The organism is Porphyromonas circumdentaria (genome assembly GCF_900167105.1).
Classification (GTDB): domain Bacteria; phylum Bacteroidota; class Bacteroidia; order Bacteroidales; family Porphyromonadaceae; genus Porphyromonas; species Porphyromonas circumdentaria.
In genome coordinates, this window is the sequence record NZ_FUXE01000008.1 from 1 (window position 1) to 17,201 (window position 17,201).

Below are 17,201 nucleotides of genomic sequence, written 5' to 3' on the forward strand. Positions count from 1 at the left end.
TGAGGCTCAATACGTTGGAGCACTCTTTCGAAAGTGTCTACACTCGGACAACCATTAGGCAACTCAACTAGTGGGCGAAGCGATTCTCCACGCTCTAAGCAGAGTTCATGCATCGACTCATAATCCTCGCCTCCACACAGATAACTCGCCAATGCAATTACTAGAATATCGCTCAACTTATGCTTGCAACGACCCACTACACGTGGGTCTTCTACATTAGAAAAATAATCTTGTATATCCATAACCCAAAGATAAGCCTATTTTGATGCGGTTGCCCTGTAGAAAAATAATCTTGTATATCCATAACCCAAAGATAAGCCTATTTTGATGCGGTTGCCCTGGGTTTTTAGTACACAAGCTGACTTACAGCAAACTCTTTTGTACTTTTGCTATAAGTATACTCCCAAATTGATATTACCGTGGCAGGAAATGTTGTAGAAACGCCTTTAATGAGGCAGTACTTTCAAATCAAGCAGAAACACCCAGATGCGATACTTCTTTTTCGCGTAGGCGACTTTTACGAAACATTTGTAGAAGATGCCGTAGAGGCTGCTCGAATTTTAGGAATAACTCTCACACGTCGGGCCAATGGTTCGGCACAACATGTAGAGCTCGCAGGATTCCCTCATCACGCCCTGAACACCTATCTCCCTCGCTTGATAGAGGCAGGTAAGAGAGTTGCTATTTGTGATCAGTTGGAAGACCCCAAGCTAACCAAAAAACTCGTAAAAAGAGGAATTACCGAACTCGTAACCCCTGGAGTTGCTATAGGAGACCACATACTGGAGAATAAAGAAAACAACTTTCTCGCTGCTATCACATTTACCAAGGAACGTATCGGAGTATCCTTTCTAGATATATCAACTGGAGAATTTTCCGCTGTAGAGGGAGACGAAACATTGGTAGAAAAACTCCTTGCAGGGTACAAACCTAAGGAGATATTAGTAGAACGCAAACAGCGCACAGAATACAATCAAAGAATGGGAGCAATACGCTCCTTTATTTTCGAAACAGACGATTGGTTTTTCACTCCCTCTAACAATAGAGAACGGCTACTCCAGCACTTTGGCGTCAAATCACTGAAGGGATATGGATTAGAAAACCACCCTTTAGCGGTAAGTGCTGCGGGAGCTATCTTAAACTACCTAGACCTTACACAACACACAGAGATAGGACACATCTCTTCAATCAATCGTATTGATGAGGGCAAATTCGTTCGGTTGGACAATTTCACCATACACAGTTTGGAGTTGCTACAACCAATGAATTCCGATGGACTAAGCCTATGTGGTATATTGGATAAAACAATAACCCCCATGGGGGCAAGACTTTTACGTCGATGGATTGCTTTCCCTCTCAAAGAGATCGCTCTCATCGAGGAGCGACAGTACATCGTAAAACACCTCTATAACACCTCGGAGCTTCGCTTCTCTCTAAGAAATCTCCTGCGAGAAATTGGAGACCTTGAACGAACAGTATCTAAGGCCTCAATGAAAAGAATAACTCCTCGCGAGGTAGTATCTCTGGCTAATGCCCTCACCGCTATAGCAGAAATCAAAAAGGAGACTTCTTCAACAGATACTCCTGCACTACAATCTTTAGGGATGTCATTGGAGCTGTGCGAAACCTTACGGGAGCGTATCAAATACGAGCTTAATCCGGATGCCCCTCAACAGGTAAACCGAGGGAATGTTATAGCCGAAGGATATAATGAAGAACTGGACGAACTGAGGCGTCTTGCCTTTTCTGGCAAAGACTACCTCCTCTCTTTACAACAAAGAGAAAGTGACCAGACAGGTATCCCCTCCCTAAAAGTGGGCTTTAATAACGTATTCGGCTACTATATAGAGGTACGTAACGCTCATAAAGAGAAAGTGCCGCAAGAGTGGATTCGTAAACAAACATTGGTCAATGCAGAACGCTATATAACAGAAGAGCTTAAAGAATACGAGCAAAAGATATTAGGAGCCGAAGAGCGGATACTAACGTTAGAAACCTTGCTCTTTAATCAACTGGTAGAAGACCTTCAAGAATCGGTCGTTGTACTACAACAAAATGCTCGCACAGTAGCTACCCTCGACGTACTACTCTCTTTTGCAGAGGTTGCTTTAACACAAAACTATGTCTGTCCTCAGGTAAACGACTCTCTTATTCTTGATATTAAGGATGGGCGTCACCCAGTAATTGAGGAGCGACTACCCTTTGGAGAGCCCTATATAGCAAATGATATTTTCTTGGACAACAATAGTTGTCAAATCATGATTATAACTGGCCCCAACATGAGTGGTAAATCGGCTTTGTTACGGCAAACTGCCCTCATTACATTAATGGCTCAAATAGGAAGTTTCGTTCCCGCTCGTGAGGCATCTATTGGTATTGTAGACAGCATTTTTACCCGTGTAGGAGCGTCAGACAACATCTCAATGGGCGAGTCAACTTTTATGGTAGAAATGCAAGAGGCAGCAAGTATATTAAACAATCTTAGCCCTCGCAGTTTGGTACTCTTCGATGAGTTAGGAAGAGGCACAAGTACTTTTGATGGAATTTCCATAGCATGGGCAATTGTAGAGCATCTGCACAACAGCCCTCTGGTGCATCCCAAAACGCTATTTGCCACACATTACCACGAATTAAATGAAATGGCAGAGTCTTTGGCTCGAGTACGCAACTATAGCGTATCTGCAAAAGAGGTAGAGGGACAGATGATTTTTCTACGCAAGTTGGTAGAAGGAGGGAACGAACACAGTTTCGGGATCCAAGTAGCCAAACTGGCGGGTATGCCACGCAGTATAGTTGATAGAGCTGGGGAAATACTCAAAAGCCTCGAAGCTGAACGTATCCAAGAAGGTGTTGTAGAGACAGAAATAACTGACATTCCAGGTATAAAAAAGAGCTCACAACACAGCGATAGAAAAGAAGAAGGTATGCAACTCTCCTTTTTTCAAATGGAAGACCCTATACTTTTAGAAATCAGAGACGACCTCTTAGCTATTGACATAAATAACCTGACCCCTATAGAGGCATTAAACAGACTCGACCATATAAAAAGTCTACTCAAAAAGTATTAGACTTGTGCTAAAAGCTCTTGGGATACACAGGACACGACCTTTTCTCAGGAAAATAAAAAAGCATCCAGAGGTCTTATCTCTGGATGCTTTTTAATGGAAGAACACGAATTCGTTTTCAAGCTTTATTTTCTCTTAACCGACATTCGATAGTAAAAACTCCCCTACGAACTCCCAAAAGAAAAACTCCTCCCTTTTGAGTACTCTTGCAAGGGAATCTTACTTTTTGTTCTGTTCTGCTACGCGTCTTTGGTCTTCGATGAAAGCAGCCAATCCATTGTCCGTCAAAGGATGTTTGAGCAATCCTTTGATAGCACTCAACGGACAGGTGGCTACATCTGCTCCAGCCTCTAAACACTCTATTACATGTCGGGTATGACGAATGCTTGCCGCCAAAACCTCAGTTGAGAAGTTATAGTAGCGGAACACCTCTACGATTTGTTGAATTAAACCAACACCATAACCGCTAACATCATCGATACGTCCTACAAAAGGAGATACATAAGTAGCTCCAGCCTTTGCTGCAAGAAGGGCTTGTCCTAAGTTGAAAATCAACGTACAGTTAGTACGAATACCCTCTTTGGAGAATTGGCGCACAGCTTTAATGCCATCTTCTGTAGCAGGCACTTTTACCACAATATTAGGGTGAAGACGAGCTAACTCCCGCCCTTCACGAAGCATCTCTTGCAGCTCAGTACTCATTACTTCGGCACTCACATCTCCATCTACAATTTCGCATATTTCCAGATAGTGAGCCTTACAAGCTTCCTCGCCACTTATACCTTCTTTAGCCATGAGAGAGGGATTGGTTGTAACGCCATCCAATACTCCAAGTTCGTTTGCTTCGCGTATGCTCGCCAGATTGGCAGTGTCAATAAAAAATTTCATTTTACTATCGAGATTATTGTTTTTTTAATCTAAGAGTTTACTACTCTTCTTCATGAATTTCCCTGTCAAGATGTTGATCTGGGTACATGTACCAAGTAGCATAAACAGCATAATGGTTTGCTGTGGTATGATTCATCTTGTGAGACTGTTCTGGGTCTACCTTCTTGATGAACTTTGCAGGATATCCTCCATAGAGTGTATAAGGCTCTATCTTTGTTCCTTTGAGTACGACTGAACCTGCTGCCACAATAGCTCCCTCTCCTACCTCTACATCATCTAAAAGAACCGATCCCATACCAATAAGAGCATAGTCATGTATTATAGTACCATGCAGAATTACATTATGCCCCACAGAAACATAGTCTCCAATCTCAATCTGAGATACCTTATACTGTGTATGGAGTACACAGCCATCCTGGATATTACAACCCCTCCCGATTTTGATGCTATTAACATCTCCTCGGAGTACTGCATTAAACCACACACTACTATTATCCCCTATGGTAACATCTCCTATTACTCGCGCACCCTCAGCAATAAAACAATCTTTGCCGATAGAGGGAGTAAAACCACACACAGATATAATACTTCCAGCCATTGATTAGAGCTTTTGAGTTTTTCCTCTCAACCAAGTAGCCTCTTCTGCCGTTAAGAGAGGAGAGAGTGCTTGATATACACGCTCTTGATAATCATTGTACCACTCAAATTCTTTCGATGTAAGAAGGCTCTTCTCAACAAGACGATTATCAAGGAAGCACAAAGTCATTGTTTCAAAGCCTAAAAATGTGCCAAACTCTGTACGACACTTCTCACGCGTAACGATGAGATTTTCGATACGAATACCATACTTTCCAGAGCGGTAGAGCCCAGGCTCATTACTTGTGAAGGTACCAATAGCCATAGGGGTAGGATTATTGTCGGTACGGATATTTTGCGGTCCCTCATGTACATTAAGAAACACTCCTACTCCATGCCCCGTACCATGTCCATAAGAAAGACCTTGATCCCAAAGAGCCTTACGAGCTAATATATCAAGCTGATTACCACGAGTCCCTTCTGGAAATTGTGCAGTCGCAATAGCAATATGTCCTTTCAGAACCAAAGTGTAGTCCCGTTTCAATTGAGCTTCTGGCTCTTCTTTACCTAATGCTACAGTACGAGTGATGTCAGTCGTACCATCGAGATATTGCCCCCCACTATCCAACAGAAGAACGCCTTCATTCTTTACTTTATGAGCTGTAGACTCTTCTGCTCGGTAGTGTACAATAGCACCATGATCTTGATAGCCACAAATGGTGTCAAAACTATCACATACATACATTGCATCTGCTGCTCTGAAAGAGGTCAATTTCTCTCCTACTTCTACCTCGCTGGGAGTAGCTCCCTCTCCCAATGTTTTTTCTAACCAAATGAAGAAACGGGTCAAAGCAACACCATCTCTCAACATAGAGCGTCTAACCCCCTCCAGCTCCACTTCGTTTTTATAGGACTTCAAAAGTGTTACAACCGAGGTAGCATATACTTTTCCACAAGCCTTAGAGAGGGACTCGTAAATACTGTGCGTCATACGCATCTTATCTATAAGGACGCAAGTATCTTCTGAGAGTTGAGAAAGATAGGAGAATATCTCCTCATAGGGTGCTGTACGTACTCCCTGCTTCCTCAGCTCTTCCTTAAGAGCATCGGAGACTTTTGACTCGATGGCAAAAAGCACAGACTCTTTCTCACCGATAAATCCGTACCCTACTCCTACAGGGTTGCACTCAACATCGTTACCACGGATATTAAAAGCCCAAGCCAACTCATCCAACATTGTTAGTACTATAGCATTAGCCCCAAATGATTTAAGTTCGCTAAGAATGCGTTGCGTACGAGTTTGTGTCGCTTCGCCAGAGTATTTTTCGGGGTGAGAAAAAAACTCTTTCGTGGGTATCGCAGGACGATCTGTCCAAGCCTTTTCCAACAGATCGTATTTTGCATCAAGAGCTATGCCAAAGGGAGCAAGAGCTGTTTCCATACGTTCAATCTCTGCTTGGCTAAAACAGTTACCATCGCATCCTACAACTGCTCCTTTGGGAAGCTCTGTGGCAAGAAATTTTTCTATAGAAGGGACTCCAGTAACACCCTCCTTAAAGAGAGTAAGGGGAGTACCCTCTATCTGCTGTGCTCCTTGAAGGAAGTAACGAGAGTCTGTCCACAAACCAGCCTTGTCAAGGGTGATAACTACTGTCCCTGCAGAACCTGTAAAACCAGATATCCAGGTTCTACCTTTCCAGTGTGCGGGGGTATACTCACTTAGGTGTCCATCACTACTAGGTATAATGTATGCCTGCACATTCAGGGCTTTCATAGAAGAGCGAAGTGCCTCTATTCGTTCCGAAATTGAAGTATTTGTATTCATATTGCAAAAGAATATTGTTTTGTTATTTAATCATTAATGACAACCCCTTGATGAGATGGGCGAAGCAAATCATTCACCGTCTTCACAGGGGTAAAAGTATTACTGGGGACTTCGACGAAGAGAGTGTTCCACTTGTCCATAGCTCCATTCCAAAGCCCAGGGCGTTCCAACGAAATTAGTTTTTCCCCCTCATACGTTTTTTCTGAAAGAAAGGAAGTACGCTCGTTAACGAAGTCCATAAGATTAAAATGCTCTCCCTTATAATCGACCGTGGAGCATACGATATCAACAGGATTGAAAAAAGTTCCTGCCTTCCAAATCTCGACGGAGCGTTCATCTTTCTGGTCTATTTGAGAGCTTTCTAGTATTTGTAATGAAGTCGTACCATCTGCCTCCTTTACTATATAAGGGCCTCCTCCAGGTTCTCCCTCATTGCGAACCATTCCGCAGATACGTAAGGGACGATTCAAACAGTGAAGTATACGATCACTCAACTCCTTATCTCCCAAAATTTCTTTTTGAGGTATATCTATGCAAAGCGTTTGGTGCAAGAAAAGAGCTATCTCCTCTAATTGAGCACGTCCCACCTTGCCCTTTTCGACAAGTCTTATATAATTGAATATTCGCTCTCTAAGAACGACCAATACCCCACCCAAAAGTTTTTTATAAAGAATTGTATTTCCCTTAAGGTGATCGGGAGTAACGTTATCAATGTTCTTGATGAAAATAACATCTGCCTTAAGTTCATTAAGGTTGTGTATAAGAGCTCCATGTCCTCCTGGGCGCAATAAAAGCTTTCCTCCTTTTGTCCTAAAGGGCAAGCCTTCTGGCGTAAGAGCCAAAGTATCGGTGCTGGGAGACTGTATACTGAATGTATAGTTACACAACACACCAAACTGCTCCTCTACACGCTGACGCGTTCTATCCAAATGACCTTTGAACATCTCAATATGTTCAGGAGAAACTGTAAAATGCAGATAAATCTGTCCTTCTCTATTTTTTGTATACAGAGCGGCCTCTACAAGATGTTCCATAGCTGCCGTCCTCACTTTTTTATCGGAGTATTTATGGAAAAGAAGTAATCCCTTGGGGAGAGTTCCGTAATTCATTCCCTCCTTGAGGAGCAAAGACTTCGCGATCGTGGCATACCGACCATTGTTGATGAGTTTACTAATAGGACTCCATTCATTACGTAAACAAGCCTCACTAAGTTCCCCAAAAAAAGCAAAGTCATTAATGTGATCAAAAAAGAGCTGTTGCTCTGGTGTTAGGTCTTCTTCATCAATAGGCTCCTCCTGTGACAGAAGGGGATAAAGATCCTTGAACATACGAGAGGCTGCTCCCGATGCGGGCACAAACTTCATGATGCGATGTTGTGGATTGGAACAATAGTCGCTCCAAACTTCGAGATACTTAGGTTTCTCTTCATCTGAAAGCGAAATAATGCCATACTCAAGGGAAGCACTGCCCTCCAATAATTGGTAGGATGAACCTGCTTGGATTAAGTCTATTTGTCGCAGAGCCTCCTCTTTGGAGATTCCTCGCTCCTCTAAATACTGTATATCTTCTTCCGAAAAGAGGTTTTCCTGCCAAGATTCTATTTCTTCCATCTGTTATGCAATTGCTATTAGCTACTTAATTATAGAGCCAAAGACGTAGAGCCTATCATCTCTCCGTCGGCAAAGAAATGAAGACGATAAACACCGTTAAGTAGAGTTTCATTGATATTCCAATAGATAGTTACAGGTAAGTCTTCTCCTCCATACTCAATGGATTTGTTAAGAGTTGCTTGCAGAGAAACCCCCTCATACGAGAATAGAGCTCCATTGGCTACAACTGGCTGATCATTGGGGTTCAGTATACGTACATAGATAGTACGAGCCCCAGGAGAGGCTGTTATATTTTTAGAAATTGTCAAATCTATTTGAACAGTTTGTACACGGTCTATTCGATTCGTCTTTTTCCCCCTCTTATCAAGAGGAAGACAGCGTATATTGCGCGCTTCCAAGCGAGCCGCCTTTGCCACTTGGTGCGTCAATGTATTTCTTTCGGTACGTAAGCGCTGTGCTTCTGCCTGCACTGAAGCCATATTGCTCTTCACCTGTCTATTTTCTTCAGATAGTTGTGTATTAATTCTCTGAAGTGAATCTACTTGACTGACATAAGACTTTAACACTTTGCGTAAACTCTGAATCTCTTTAGAAAGCTCTCCTATACGTTTGGCATCTGCAGCCCTGACTGCTTTCAGCTCCTCGGTAAGACGCTCTATTTTGGCTCTTTGTGCACCCATCTGCTCCAATAGGGAATCACTGGAGAGATTCATATACTGCTCTCCATAGCCACTTCCTGTACGAATTTTTTCTACCTGAGCTCCATATTCTGCTTGTAATTCTGTCAATTCGTCTTCCATTTTACTCCTTTCAAGGGCTACAAAGGCCTCTTTCTCCTCGATCAGATGTTTTCTCTCTCTTTGAAGTATATACCCCCCGACTAAGAATAGGATAAGAAGGCTCCCTCCAATAATAACAGAGAGCTTTAGGTATTTTTTATTTCCACTATTGGGCTGCATGGTTTTTCCGCAATTAACCAGTCGTATGTTCTACTATTATGATTCGGGAAGAAATCTTTTCTTCTTCCACTTGAGAGTAATGGGTTGGGGTTGCAATAACTGTCTCAAAATAACTTTCTGTTCCTCTGTTGCTATTGAAGAGTAGGACGGATAAAGAGTAATGCTTTTATCACCCCAAGAAAAAGTATAATGAATAGGTAAAAAAGGTAAGATCTTTTCTATCTGTTGAAACATAACACTTGAACGGTCTACAGAGGGGAGGAGAAAATCTACCCCGCTTATTGGAAGAATAAAGTGCTCTTTCGGGAGACTTTTCCCTCGTTCATCATAGAAGGAAATAAAAGATAAGAGTTCTGGAGTACGTAGAGTACGTATATGACAGAGCACATCTCCTCTTCGATAAGGTAAAAGAATTAATTCGTCAACAATCGTACTATCAGAGCTGATACGTACATACTGAGAAGAAGAAAAATCTATCTTGAGAGTTGTCCCCAAGAGGTTTTTTATCTCTTTTCCCTTTTCAGCACTTTTTATAAAGCCTACACAATCCTCTTTCGGTAGCAGGGGAAAAACTTCTTCAGCAATAAGGGCTATTCGCTTTTCCATAGATTGAGCATACATGACTGGCTTAGAAAAAAAGCAACATCCCACTATAAGAAGGGAATAAAAGACCTTGCTAACGGGAAATCTCATTTGATAACATTCTTTCTTGTTTTCTATGAAGGTGCTACTTTTTGACAGTACCCTCCCTGCAAAGATACATATTTTGAAGAGCAAAATCAGGACTCCTTCACTTTGCTTTTGAGATATAGCACTCTTTGATAAGGGTTGCTCTCTTTTAAGAGACGAATACTATTTTTGCTTTCACTATTCCTAAAGCAATTTTTCACTATGAACAAAGAGATAGAAATAGCACATACTATTAAGGATTCTGAAGGCATTTTTGAAGCGAGGGAAAAAGGGATTAAAGTAGGGGAACTCACCTATTGGCTACAAGGAGAGAAATGTATGGTTATAAATCATACCGAAGTGAACGAAAAACGTAAAGGCCGAGGTATAGCACGTCTATTAGTAGAGGCTGCCGTCCTGCATGCTAAGAAAAAAAGTTACCAAATTCTACCTAAGTGTTCGTATGTAAAAGTCGTTTTTGATCGCGTAGCAGAGTATCAGGAGCTCCTGTATAAAGGCGAATAGACTGCTTAAAAGAAGAAAGGAACTGTCATTCGTTGCTACGTTGCAGATGTATAAAACGCAGTTAGCAAATCTGAGAAGCGAAAAAGGCGCATTAGAGAATATGAAATAGTACTATCCCCCCTTAAAAGCATTGTTTTTTTGCACGAAAAGCATACAATGTGCAACTTTTTGAAACACTTTCTTTTTTGCTTAATTGTTTTGTACTTTTGTGTCTATCAAGTAAGTTTTGTGGTATATATCCCCTCTTATTTGGGGATATTTTTAATACATAACGAACAGAGAAAAGGATAAATGGTGGGTGAAAAAGGAAATAAAGAGCCTCAACAGATAAACATTGGAGCTATTATCTCTGCAAAGTGGGGTAAAAAGTTGCCTCGTTGGACTGTGCGTATTCTGGAGCGTTTAATTCACCAAGATGAAATTAACTTTATTCTCAGACGCTATAAAAACTTGCAGGGGGTGGATTTTATGACTGCTTTGGTAGAGTACTTCAATATCCAAATTGATATTGTGGGTCGAGAGAATTTACCCCAAAACCCGAGAGCCCTATTTATCTCTAACCATCCTCTCGGTGGTATGGATGGTATTTGTTTAACTCATGTTTTAGGAACTCATTACCAATCGGATATCCGCTACATTGTTAATGATCTTCTATTCAATCTACAACCATTGAAGAAGATATTTGTGCCCGTCAACACACTTGGCAAGCAGTCTCGTGTAGGGTTAGAACGTCTGCAAGAAGAGTTATCATCTTCTCTCCCCGTCATAACCTTTCCCGCAGGAGTATGTTCGCGTCGCATATATGGGAAGATACAGGATCTGGAGTGGAAAAAGAGCTTTATACGAATGAGTGTAGACTACCAAAGAGATATCATACCTATATTTTTCGAAGGTTATAACACATGCCATTTCTACAAAATAGAGCAAGCTCGAAGGAAAATGGGCATGAAATTCAATATAGGGACAGTACTCCTGCCCGATGAAATGTTTCGCTCCAAAGGAAAGCGATACAAAATCTATTTTGGAGAACCTATTCCCTATACAGCACTACAAACTTCCACAAAGAATACGAAAGAGCTTGCCTTAGAACTGCGAAATATTGTATACAAGCTCCCCGACGCACAGAATTCCTCCCTTTAGTCTCACATAAATCTATGCAAACTATAATTCCTCCCATCCCCAAAGACATTATCCGTCAAGAATTATCTTCTATTCGTTTATTGCGTACCAGCAATAAAGCAGAAAATGAGATTTATATTTTCTCCGCTTCTGAAGCTCCTAATACGATGCAAGAGATTGGGCGTTTGAGGGAGCATGCCTTTAGGGCTGGTGGTGGTGGAACGGGATTAGCCACTGATATTGATGAGTTCGATACCCATCCAGAGGGGTACAAGCAACTTATAGTATGGAATCCCAAAGAGGGCGTTATTATAGGAGGATATAGATACATACAAGGAAAGGATATTCTAAAAAGTCCATTAGGGGCAAATCTGCTCGCTACCTCACACATGTTTGACTACAGTGAGGAGTTTATAGAGAAATATCTACCCTATACAATCGAACTCGGTCGCTCGTTTGTCACACAAGAATTTCAGGCTACACACCTAAACAACCTTTCCATATTTGCGTTGGACAACCTTTGGGACGGTTTAGGAGCTCTCACTGTTATACATCCAGAAAACAAATACTTCTTTGGAAAAATAACGATGTACCCCTCGTATGACCGCTATTGTCGCAATTTGATTCTTTACTTCATGAATAAATATTTTCATGACGATAAGAAGTTAATTTTCCCCAAGGAACCTCTATCCATTGATATAGACAAGGAGGAGGTCGAAAAGCTATTCAGTGCCAATAATCTGAATGTAGACTATAGAGTATTGAAGCAGGAAATACGAAAGTTCGGCATCAATATTCCTCCATTAATAAATGCCTATATCTCCCTTTCTCCCAAACTATTGATGCTGGGAACAGCTATTAACTACGAGTTTGGTGATGTGGAAGAGACAGGTATCTTAGTACCCATCGGTGAGATACTGGAAGAGAAGAAAAAAAGACACATAGATACTTTTCAGCCTCCTACAAACTAACAGGACCAATGAGTCTACACAATCTTTTGGGTAGAGAGGGAGAAAGAGTTGCTTTTGCTTATCTGGAGCAAAAAGGCTACCGTGTACTTGAGAAAAACTGGCGATATAAACACTTAGAAGTAGACTTAATAGCCTCGAATAGAAGAGAGATAGTTTTTGTTGAAGTAAAAACTCGCTCTTCCAACTTTATAGTCTCTCCGTTGGATAGTGTAGACCTCACCAAAAGAAACAATCTTCTTAAAGCTGCCAACATTTATGTGCGAATGAATAGAATACACCTCCCTATTCGATTTGACATTATCACAGCTATATATGTTCCCGCACAGGGGATTTTTGAAACAGAGCACTACCCTAATGCTTTTGGCGTACAAGCAAAAACCTACCGATAGATACTTAACAACTTGCTCCTGCTGTAAACAAAACAGGAGTTAATTGTTCAATTTCATAGGTTCTATTATAACTCTACTTATCTCCTATCATAACTCGAGTTTCTATAGGTCTAAACTCTCGTTATGACATATGCAAACTCCCGACACATTTCTGCCCTCTTAAAAGGCCTGTATACTCCTCTCAAAGCAACACAAGTATGGAACTTTTTCCACCAACCGTAAAAGCCCTAAAAAGAGTACACAATTCCAAGAAAGAAAGAGTAAAAAGATTACTCAAAATTGAAAGTTAGCTGTATAAGTCGGGCAGAAGCTCTCCGTATCGCCTGCGTATAATCGTAGCGATTATCCTCCCAAATATCAGGCCTATTATGTTCTATCACATCTGGTAACCCAAACGAGAACGAAAGCTCTGGACACAACTTGAAGAAGGGAAGATAAAAATCGCACCCTACTCCTATTCTAAAACCATAATCCAAGGGTCTGAAGCGCACCGCATCAAGTTTTCTTTGTCCTATTTGCAAACCTCCATACACACCCCCTATTACATAGGGTCGTATGTTATTCAATCGACGAGACGAATACTTGAGCATTAAAGGAAGCTCTATAATATTGGAGCGAAAGCCTAAGCGTTCTAACTCTTGCGTTCCATCTGAATAGGTTATTTGACGCTCACTCAAATGAAGAGTGGGTTGTAAACGTAATTCTAAATCCTGTATAATAGTGTAGTCTACAATCAACCCTACAGAAAATCCAGGGGTATAGTTTGACACTGTGGCAAAAAGAGGGTGAGGAGTAGCAGAAGAGGGGTTTCTCAAAAAACCACTATTAGCGATAACCAAATCCTGTACATGTGTGCCTACATGAAAGCCGAGATGAAAGGTTCGATAATCTGCATAAGGACGTCTCTTAAGCACCTCCTTTTGGGCAAAAAGAGGAGAAGCAATAGAAAACAAGAATACCCCCAACAGCATTTTCCCTATCCGAGAAGCATAGTTGTATTTCTTGGTCAACGAAGTAATCGAACTCATTCTTATAATCTTTACTTGCATTATACGGATTACCAACGCGGGATAGTAAAAAGTTATTGTACTTTTGCTTGGAAAAACAATTCGAAAAACATTTTTATGGTAGAGGTTATTAATTTCTCAGAACAACCATCTTTGTTAAGCGACTACATGGCAGAGATGCGCCACATAGACATTCAAAAAGACAGTATGCGTTTTCGTCGCAATATTGAACGAACTGGAGAGATATTGGCATACGAAATCAGTCGTCGTCTTAAATATGATTTATCTGAGGTACCAACACCTTTGGCAACAGCTCACAACTACCGTCTTAGCGATAATGTAGTAATCGGAACTATACTTCGTGCGGGGTTACCTTTCCATTCGGGTTTTCTAAATTACTTCGATCATGCAGAGAATGCCTTTGTTTCTGCCTATCGAAAGTACAAAGATAAACTTAAGTTCGACATTTTTGTAGAATACATTGCTTGTCCAGACCTTACCAATAAGGTACTTATACTGACAGATCCTATGCTTGCCACGGGAGGCTCTATGGAGTTAGCCTATCGGGCCCTTCTATCACGAGGCACCCCCCAAAGCATTCATTTTGCCTCTGTTATCGCAAGTCGTCAAGCCGTAGAGTATCTATGTGGTGTAATAGACCCATCTGTGAAGGCTACCTTGTGGGTGGCAGCCATAGATGAAGAGCTTAATGAACACTCTTATATTGTACCTGGGTTGGGAGATGCTGGAGATTTGGCTTTCGGGGCAAAGCTCTAATAATGCTCTCCCCTTCTCTGACCATAGACGGTGAAACAAGAACTTAGGAGCCTTGAACTTCTCTCTCCTGCAGGGAACTTAGAGTGCGGACTTAGTGCCCTCTCTGCAGGGGCAGATGCTATTTACGTGGGGGCTCCAAAATTTGGAGCAAGAGCTTCTGCAGGGGTCTCCGTTGAGGATATCGAAAAGCTGGTACATCAGGCACACTTCTTCGGGGCCAAAGTGTATGTTGCTCTTAACACGATATTGTACGATGACGAGCTTTCCGAAGCAGAACGCCTCATCAAAACGTTATATCTCATCGGGGTAGATGCTCTTATCATACAAGACATGGGCATCTTAGGTTTAGACATTCCCCCCATTGCACTTCACGCAAGTACCCAATGCCACAACAACTCTATACAACAGCTAAAATTGCTCCAGTCCGTGGGCTTCGAGCAAGCTGTACTGGCAAGAGAATTGTCGGTAGAAGAGACTGCTATGCTCTCAAAAGAGGTGCCCAAATTACGCTTAGAAACCTTTGTTCATGGAGCTCTTTGCGTTAGTTACAGCGGGCACTGTTACATATCTCAAGCTTTAGCCCAGCGTAGTGCTAATAGAGGTAATTGCGCCCAATACTGCCGTTTACCCTATACTCTCATTGATAGCAAAGGAAAAATACTTGCTCGAGACAGCCACCTTCTCTCCCTGAAAGATCTTAACAGATCTTCAATATTAAAGGGATTAGTAGAGGCTGGAGCCGTTAGTTTTAAGATAGAGGGGCGGCTAAAAACCAGCTCCTACGTGCGCAACACAACAGCTTATTATAGCGAGCGGCTGAATCAAATCATAGCCGAAAACCCGACACAATACCGAAGGGCGTCACACGGCAATACGACCCTACGTTTTACCCCTGATCCACAGAAGAGCTTCTCTCGAGGCAGTACTACCTACCAATTGGGCAAAGGTGCTTCCAAAGAAGAACTTATTCGTACCCAAAGCCCCAAATCGGAAGGCGAACCCATCGGGTATGTATCTGCTGTCAAAGGGGACAAAATCTACCTCAAAAGCGCATATAACCTCTCCAATGGGGACGGTCTGGCCTTTTACACAAAGGAGGGGAAAATGGGAGGTAGCCGCGTAAATACAGTACTTTCCCCCACCTCTTTCATTATTGATAATCCACAACAAATCTATCCGGGGATGAAGTTATACCGCAACTACTCCATTGCTTTCGAGAAACTCCTTCAGCAATCTAATAGTTCTCTTCGGCTACGGCCTGTATTCCTTCTGTTTGAAACACTCTCTTGGGGGATTACACTTCACCTACAGGATAAAGCCACCCCCTCTATCTATGCCAAAGTTTCTCTACCTCTCTCTTTAAATGAAGCACAGAAACCATGTGATGATAGGGTAAAGGAGGCTCTCTCTAAACTGGGAGGAACGGGATTGGAAGCATCGTTTATCGAAGTAAAGTGTCGAGGCAAATTCGTGCCTCTTTCGTCTGTAGCAGAGCTCAAAAGGGATGGCATAGAAGCTTTCTCGCAAGTTCTATTCATCCGACACAAAGCCCAACCTTTATACAGACCTCCTATCGAGGCAGGTAAACCTTTTGCCGAGAAGGAGACCTCCTATCTTAATAATATAGCCAATCATCAGGCAGAAAAGATTTATCAAATTTGGGGTGTTACGAAAGTTGCTCCTGCTTTTGAACTGTTTCCTGTCAATAAAGCTCCTCTAATGATTTGTCGCCATTGCATTCGACGACATATCGGCTACTGCACCCAAACAAAGAAAAAAACTCCTTTTCAAGAACCTCTTTTCTTAATCCACGGAGAGGAACGCATCCGCCTCTCATTCGACTGCAAAAAATGTCAAATGCTACTCTTCGCCACCACTTAAGGATAAGAACGTTGTGATCGGATATCTGGGAAAGTTTCACTCCTAATACAAAGAAAATGCAAGAAGTTAAAAGAAGTCTTTTCCCGAAAAACATACAATACTATAAACTACTATCTCGTTAACCATGTACTGTTATGACGAAAATATCTATAATAACTATCTGCTACAACGCGGCCTCGACTATTGTGCCCACACTACAGAGTATAGCAGAGCAGACTTACGGAGAGATTGAGTATATAGTGATTGATGGAGCTTCCAAAGATCAAACACTACAACTCGTTGAGCAGTATACCCCATACGCCCATATCTCCAGCGAGCCCGACAGGGGGCTTTACGATGCTATGAATAAAGGAATAAGACAAGCCTCTGGAGATTACCTCTGGTTTCTCAACGCAGGGGATACATTGCTCTCATCAACGACTGTTGAAGAAGTGGTCCGCACCATTGAAAAGCACTCATCTCCCTGTCCCCCCGATATCGTCTATGGGGACACAATGATTGTTAATAGCCAAAGAGAGGCTATCTCTCTGCGTCGCTTAAGACCTCCTAAAACTCTTCAAAAGAAAGATTTCTTGAAAGGGATGCTCGTGTGCCATCAGGCCTTTATTGTATCCAGACGCATTGTTCTGCCTTACAACTTAAAATATCGTCTCTCATCAGATTTTGATTGGTGTATAAAAATGGTAGAACGCTCAGAGAATAACCTCCCCCTAAACAAAGTAATAGTAAACTACCTTGAGGGGGGACTATCTCGCAAACACCACCTACGCTCCCTCATGGAACGATTTCGCATAATGCAAAAAGAGTTTGGTCTACTGAAAACTCTATTAGCACACCTCAGTTTTATTTTTGTGCGCAAACGATAATGGGTAATCCCTCCAGTAGTATAATCCCTCACATATAGCACAAAAAAGTAGCCCTCACTTCTTGATTTTGAGAA

Annotated in this window: 16 protein-coding genes; 8 read left to right on the forward strand and 8 right to left on the reverse strand. The window is 41.9% G+C overall.

Going from position 1 to position 17,201, the window contains the following annotated elements; all coding sequences use genetic code 11:
• Window positions 1–242 (reverse strand): transposase family protein (locus B5D06_RS04510; RefSeq protein WP_143742612.1); only part of this gene is annotated, 242 nt, incomplete at its 3' end.
• Between the two features lie 177 nt (window positions 243–419).
• On the opposite strand from B5D06_RS04510, the gene mutS reads away from it, so the two are divergent.
• Window positions 420–3,068 carry a DNA mismatch repair protein MutS gene (gene mutS / locus B5D06_RS04515; RefSeq protein WP_184227913.1) on the forward strand — a complete coding sequence of 883 codons (2,649 nt, stop codon included), beginning with the start codon at window positions 420–422 and terminating at the stop codon, window positions 3,066–3,068.
• A gap of 216 nt (window positions 3,069–3,284) precedes the next feature.
• On the opposite strand, the gene fsa is transcribed toward mutS, so the two are convergent.
• The 6 genes from fsa to B5D06_RS04545 are packed head-to-tail and all read right to left on the reverse strand — an operon-like array spanning window position 3,285 to window position 9,616.
• A complete protein-coding gene (gene fsa, locus B5D06_RS04520; protein WP_078736832.1) occupies window positions 3,285–3,953 on the reverse strand; it encodes a fructose-6-phosphate aldolase in 669 nt (222 codons plus the stop codon).
• 40 nt (window positions 3,954–3,993) lie between these two features.
• Window positions 3,994–4,551 (reverse strand): gamma carbonic anhydrase family protein, encoded by a 558-nt coding sequence (locus B5D06_RS04525; RefSeq protein ID WP_078736833.1) that lies wholly within the window; start codon window positions 4,549–4,551, stop codon window positions 3,994–3,996.
• Window positions 4,552–4,554: 3 nt separating this feature from the next.
• Entirely contained in the window at window positions 4,555–6,354 is a 1,800-nt protein-coding gene (locus tag B5D06_RS04530; RefSeq protein WP_078736834.1) for an aminopeptidase P family protein, read from the reverse strand.
• Window positions 6,355–6,380: 26 nt separating this feature from the next.
• On the reverse strand, window positions 6,381–7,964 hold the full coding sequence (locus B5D06_RS04535) for a DUF4301 family protein (protein WP_078736835.1): 1,584 nt from the start codon (window positions 7,962–7,964) through the stop codon (window positions 6,381–6,383).
• Between the two features lie 29 nt (window positions 7,965–7,993).
• Window positions 7,994–8,923 carry a hypothetical protein gene (locus B5D06_RS04540; protein ID WP_078736836.1) on the reverse strand — a complete coding sequence of 310 codons (930 nt, stop codon included), beginning with the start codon at window positions 8,921–8,923 and terminating at the stop codon, window positions 7,994–7,996.
• Window positions 8,924–8,959: 36 nt separating this feature from the next.
• Window positions 8,960–9,616: a DUF3256 family protein gene (locus B5D06_RS04545; protein WP_078736837.1), complete on the reverse strand. Its 657-nt coding sequence runs from the start codon at window positions 9,614–9,616 to the stop codon at window positions 8,960–8,962.
• Window positions 9,617–9,814: 198 nt separating this feature from the next.
• On the opposite strand from B5D06_RS04545, the gene B5D06_RS04550 reads away from it, so the two are divergent.
• The 4 genes from B5D06_RS04550 (at window position 9,815) to B5D06_RS04565 (ending at window position 12,596) form a co-directional block, all read left to right on the forward strand.
• Window positions 9,815–10,117: a GNAT family N-acetyltransferase gene (locus tag B5D06_RS04550; RefSeq protein ID WP_078736838.1), complete on the forward strand. Its 303-nt coding sequence runs from the start codon at window positions 9,815–9,817 to the stop codon at window positions 10,115–10,117.
• Window positions 10,118–10,408: 291 nt separating this feature from the next.
• Complete coding sequence (locus B5D06_RS04555) at window positions 10,409–11,257, forward strand: 1-acyl-sn-glycerol-3-phosphate acyltransferase (protein WP_078736839.1); 849 nt, start codon at window positions 10,409–10,411, stop codon at window positions 11,255–11,257.
• 14 nt (window positions 11,258–11,271) lie between these two features.
• Window positions 11,272–12,207, forward strand: a complete 936-nt coding sequence (locus B5D06_RS04560; protein WP_078736840.1) for a glycine N(alpha)-acyltransferase GlsB — start codon at window positions 11,272–11,274, stop codon at window positions 12,205–12,207.
• An 8-nt stretch (window positions 12,208–12,215) separates the two neighbouring features.
• On the forward strand, window positions 12,216–12,596 hold the full coding sequence (locus B5D06_RS04565; protein ID WP_078736841.1) for a YraN family protein: 381 nt from the start codon (window positions 12,216–12,218) through the stop codon (window positions 12,594–12,596).
• Window positions 12,597–12,865: 269 nt separating this feature from the next.
• Here B5D06_RS04565 and porT read toward each other — a convergent pair whose 3' ends face one another.
• Window positions 12,866–13,624 (reverse strand): type IX secretion/gliding motility protein PorT/SprT, encoded by a 759-nt coding sequence (porT, locus tag B5D06_RS04570; RefSeq protein ID WP_234989556.1) that lies wholly within the window; start codon window positions 13,622–13,624, stop codon window positions 12,866–12,868.
• A gap of 96 nt (window positions 13,625–13,720) precedes the next feature.
• On the opposite strand from porT, the gene upp reads away from it, so the two are divergent.
• The 3 genes from upp to B5D06_RS04585 all read left to right on the forward strand — a co-directional run bounded on the left by upp (window position 13,721) and on the right by B5D06_RS04585 (window position 17,127).
• Window positions 13,721–14,380: a uracil phosphoribosyltransferase gene (upp, locus tag B5D06_RS04575; RefSeq protein ID WP_078736842.1), complete on the forward strand. Its 660-nt coding sequence runs from the start codon at window positions 13,721–13,723 to the stop codon at window positions 14,378–14,380.
• A 30-nt stretch (window positions 14,381–14,410) separates the two neighbouring features.
• A complete protein-coding gene (locus tag B5D06_RS04580; RefSeq protein WP_078736843.1) occupies window positions 14,411–16,261 on the forward strand; it encodes a peptidase U32 family protein in 1,851 nt (616 codons plus the stop codon).
• 134 nt (window positions 16,262–16,395) lie between these two features.
• Window positions 16,396–17,127, forward strand: coding sequence for a glycosyltransferase family 2 protein (locus B5D06_RS04585; protein WP_078736844.1), 732 nt, complete (start codon window positions 16,396–16,398; stop codon window positions 17,125–17,127).
• Window positions 17,128–17,201: the final 74 nt, after the last annotated feature.

Excerpts from the sequence above, each read along its gene's own strand:
- fsa (WP_078736832.1), bottom strand. The coding sequence starts at position 3,953 with ATGAAATTTTTTATTGACACTGCCAATCTGGCGAGCATACGCGAAGCA.
- B5D06_RS04525 (WP_078736833.1), bottom strand. The coding sequence starts at position 4,551 with ATGGCTGGAAGTATTATATCTGTGTGTGGTTTTACTCCCTCTATCGGC.
- B5D06_RS04530 (WP_078736834.1), bottom strand. The coding sequence starts at position 6,354 with ATGAATACAAATACTTCAATTTCGGAACGAATAGAGGCACTTCGCTCT.
- B5D06_RS04535 (WP_078736835.1), bottom strand. The coding sequence starts at position 7,964 with ATGGAAGAAATAGAATCTTGGCAGGAAAACCTCTTTTCGGAAGAAGAT.
- B5D06_RS04540 (WP_078736836.1), bottom strand. The coding sequence starts at position 8,923 with ATGCAGCCCAATAGTGGAAATAAAAAATACCTAAAGCTCTCTGTTATT.
- B5D06_RS04545 (WP_078736837.1), bottom strand. The coding sequence starts at position 9,616 with ATGAGATTTCCCGTTAGCAAGGTCTTTTATTCCCTTCTTATAGTGGGA.
- B5D06_RS04550 (WP_078736838.1), top strand. The coding sequence starts at position 9,815 with ATGAACAAAGAGATAGAAATAGCACATACTATTAAGGATTCTGAAGGC.
- B5D06_RS04555 (WP_078736839.1), top strand. The coding sequence starts at position 10,409 with ATGGTGGGTGAAAAAGGAAATAAAGAGCCTCAACAGATAAACATTGGA.
- B5D06_RS04560 (WP_078736840.1), top strand. The coding sequence starts at position 11,272 with ATGCAAACTATAATTCCTCCCATCCCCAAAGACATTATCCGTCAAGAA.
- B5D06_RS04565 (WP_078736841.1), top strand. The coding sequence starts at position 12,216 with ATGAGTCTACACAATCTTTTGGGTAGAGAGGGAGAAAGAGTTGCTTTT.
- porT (WP_234989556.1), bottom strand. The coding sequence starts at position 13,624 with ATGAGTTCGATTACTTCGTTGACCAAGAAATACAACTATGCTTCTCGG.
- upp (WP_078736842.1), top strand. The coding sequence starts at position 13,721 with ATGGTAGAGGTTATTAATTTCTCAGAACAACCATCTTTGTTAAGCGAC.
- B5D06_RS04585 (WP_078736844.1), top strand. The coding sequence starts at position 16,396 with ATGACGAAAATATCTATAATAACTATCTGCTACAACGCGGCCTCGACT.